This window comes from Burkholderia sp. A9, assembly GCF_000801975.1.
Genome location: NZ_JSZN01000055.1, coordinates 1 through 3,429 on the forward strand (window position 1 = coordinate 1; position 3,429 = coordinate 3,429).

Here is a 3,429-nt window from a genome sequence, read left to right on the forward strand (position 1 = left end):
GTGAAGGCCGACGCGATCCAGTCGAGGGCGCCTTGCGATGGCAGATGAGCCGCGTGATTGACGATGTCGGTCGCGATATGCGCCTTGAACAATACCCAGCCGATGCCCAGCAGCAGCGTGAGAGGCGCGTATCCCGCGATCAGCGTCAGCATCTGTCGCCAGGACGGGCGCTGAAACAGAAACCAGACCAGCCACGGGAACGCAAAGAGCACGTGGGGCAACGGATTGTGGAAGGTCAGCGCGATCGAGCCCATCACGCCGCTGAAGAAAAGCTGACGCGGAGTCGGCCGGAGAAATCCCCAAACGAATGCGAGGTTCGCGAGCAGCAAGCCCGTCATCGCGAAGTAGGAAATGCCCGAGGCCGCAAAGACCGGGGACGCCAGCGTGAACAGCATCGCCCAGCCAGCCACTGCGTCCTCGTTCGGAAAGACGAGTCGGCAGGTGCGCGCGGTGGCGACCAGCGTGAGAGCTGATAGCACCGGGTTGCACAGCCAGTCGGCTCCGATCCGGTTGAAGGCAGCCAGCAAGAGTGCGAAGCCGGGCCAATAGGCAGAGGCTACCTGACCCGTGGTGCGGGACACGACGAGCAGGTAGTTCTGGAACCTCGGGTAGATGAGGCGATTCAGCCAATCGGGCGGAAACTGTCCGGTCAGCGCGCCGTTCGCGAAGACGCGGCCCTGGAACCACACCGCGTATTCGTCTGTTGACAAGGGATGCGCGTGATAGATGAAACGCGCACCGAACGCGAACGTGACGGCGGTCAACGCAGCGAGTCTCCATGGATGGCGGCCGCATGCGGCGGCGACGGCGGACACGCGATGACAGAGCGGGGATATGGCGACGGCGATGAGCAGCACCAGCAGGCTCAGGTGCGCGGCCGGACGATCGTAGGTTTTGAGCAGATACGAGAAGAACGGCGAAAAGATATTCAAAGGTGCATCCGCTGCGAGCAGCAGCGCGCAGATACATCCTCCGATGCCGGTCCGCACGATCAGCCGCACTGCGGCGGACGAGGGGCTTTGGACTCGAGACATGGATTTTTCAGCGCTCGCCATGAATCACCTCTGTTGCTCGAGTATTGTCAGGATCAAGTCTCGATAGGTGTTCGCGCAACGATCCCATGACCAATGAGTGGCGGCCCAATCCGCGACCTCACTGCGCCGTCGTGCGAGCACGGGGGGATCGGCGGCGAGTGTCGTCAGGCGGCGATGCCACGCCGGCAGCGCGTCGCCGGCCGTCACGGTTTCGGAGAACAGCATCTGTTCGACGCCCGGCAGCGCCGATGCGGTATCGCGGCCGACGATGGCGGGCGTGCCGCAGGCCATGGATTCCTGCACGACAAGCGGAAAGCCTTCCCCTGCGCTGGGCAAGACGAGCAGGTCGGCCGCGCGATAGAGCTCGGCAAGCGTCGAACCGGAACGGTCGCGGAAAATCCGGACATTGCTTCTTGCCCATTTTTCGGGGTCCATTTCCCCTTTGCCGGCAAATATCCAGATCACGTCGGGGAGCGATTCCGTCAGGCGTTCTAGCAGATCGAGTCCCTTCTTCTCGACGAAGCGGCCAACGAAGAGAAAGCATGTGCGGCCGGCCGGAATGTTCAGGCCGGCGCGCAGCCTGTCTCGTTCGGCATCGGCGACCGGAAAGAAGGTCGAGCGGTCGAGTCCGTTTTGAATCAGGCAGCCCCGTCGTTCGGATGTTTCGCCGGGCAGGAAGAATTGCCTGACGACGCTGCTGACGAAGGCTGCGCCATCGGCGTACTCGAGCATCGCCCTGCCGAGCGTCATGTTTGCCAACGCGAGAAGGCGGCGAACCATCATGTTGCGAAACGGAACTGCGCCGACATGCTGGGTGATCAGGATCGGCTTGCGCTGGATTTTCGCAATCGCGAACGTAGCGATGCTGCCGACGTAAATGTAATCGTGAATGTGCACGAGATCGGCTCGCCGGACCGCATTCCACAGAGCCTTCAGGCGCAACGGTGACCAGAACGGATACGGGAGGTGCCAGCGGCGCTCGAGGGGATTCCAGGCCGGTACGCTGACACACGTGATGCCTTCGATGACCGGGGCCGGGTCGCAATCGCTCGCGAACCATTCGATGACGGCCGCTGCGTTCCGCACGAGCGTCTCGGCAAGATGGCCCGCGACGAGTTCTACGCCGCCGCGGTGGGCGGGGAAAAAATGGGTAATCAGGACGATGCGCATGCGTTGTGCGGTGTCCCGGGACAGTGATGCGGCGTCGACGCGCACGGGGGCGAGCGTCTGGGCGGTCACGTCGTCTTCCGGCGGCAGGTCGTGTGTCACGGCGCAAAGGTCCAGCCGAGATGAGCGAGGAAATTGAACATCATGAACAGCAGGGTGATCGCAACACTGGAGAGCAGGTAATTGATGCCTAGCACGTCGACCATGATGAACATGATGCCCAGATTCAACGCAAGGGAGATCGACATCACGAAGTAGTACCGCCGGATCTCGCGGAAGTTCGGGTGCGATATTTTCGTAAAGGTAAAGTACTTGTTGAAAACGAAACCCACCCCGTTGACCGTGAAGAACGAGATAGTGGCGGCAATCAGGTAATGCCACCCGAGGCGGGTGGTCACGAACCAGAGCACGGACAGGTTCAGCAGCGTACAGATGCCCCCGACCAGGACGAAGCGTAGAAACTTTCCGGGTAGGGGCGGAACGCGAGAGGCCGGTTGCGGAGGCATCGCTCTAGTTGCTCACGCAACCTTGACGGATTCGACGAGCACGCAACCGAAGGGGCCTGTCGATGGTGAGGATCGGTTCAGACCGATCGCCAGCATCTTGCTGGCCATGACCGCAAGCGCATTCGGAACGGAAGACTTCGACTTGCGCAAGCCGAGACTGCGCTGAATGTCGATCGGCTGACGGCGCTTGCCGAACGCCAGATAAAGAATGCCCGCAGTCAGTCTGGAAATGTTTTCCCAACGCCGTACCTCGCTTACGGTCAGGTACTCGACGTGGTCGCTAACCTTCAGCCCCCTGCGGGCGAGTTCCTGTTCCCAGAGCTCGATGCCCCAGTACCGCTTGTGCGCGCAGCGACGATCGATTTCGTCCAGGTAGGCGGAGCGGCTCGTCGCTGGCAGCCACGGACCCGTCAGGCACGCGTGGAAATATTTGCTCGGCACCGTGAACACGAATTTGCCGCCCGGCTTGAGGATGCGGGAGACTTCATCGAGCACGTCGCCGATGGTGTCGATATGCTCGAGGACCGAGTTGGAAAACACGAAATCGAACGAGTCTTCCGGCTCGGGAATGCGACCGCCCGAGGTCGTATGAATCGTGTCGTAGAGCCCGAGCGCGCTTGCCTGACCGGTTTCGAGCGGATCGATGTCGACGCCCACCAGTTCGCGCCGGCCGACGTGATCCGTGATGGTCTTCATCAGCTTGCCGTCGCCGCAGCCGAGGT

3 protein-coding genes and 1 pseudogene are annotated in these 3,429 nt (G+C 61.8%); all 4 read right to left on the reverse strand.

The genetic code is table 11. The annotated features are described in order from the left end of the window. Positions 1 to 1,055, reverse strand: a pseudogene (locus PI86_RS15305) (hypothetical protein); the annotation flags it as partial. Positions 1,056 to 1,058: 3 nt separating this feature from the next. Then, positions 1,059 to 2,303, reverse strand: a complete 1,245-nt coding sequence (locus PI86_RS15310) for a glycosyltransferase family 4 protein (RefSeq protein ID WP_052319466.1) — start codon at positions 2,301 to 2,303, stop codon at positions 1,059 to 1,061. Further along, positions 2,300 to 2,707, reverse strand: coding sequence for a GtrA family protein (locus PI86_RS15315; protein ID WP_039324205.1), 408 nt, complete (start codon positions 2,705 to 2,707; stop codon positions 2,300 to 2,302). The genes PI86_RS15310 and PI86_RS15315 overlap by 4 nt, the downstream gene beginning before the upstream one ends. Positions 2,708 to 2,719: 12 nt before the next feature. Then, positions 2,720 to 3,429, reverse strand: a 710-nt coding sequence (locus PI86_RS15320; protein ID WP_039324208.1) for a class I SAM-dependent methyltransferase, incomplete at its 5' end; no start/stop codon positions are given.

Excerpts from the sequence above, each read along its gene's own strand:
- PI86_RS15315 (WP_039324205.1), bottom strand. The coding sequence starts at position 2,707 with ATGCCTCCGCAACCGGCCTCTCGCGTTCCGCCCCTACCCGGAAAGTTT.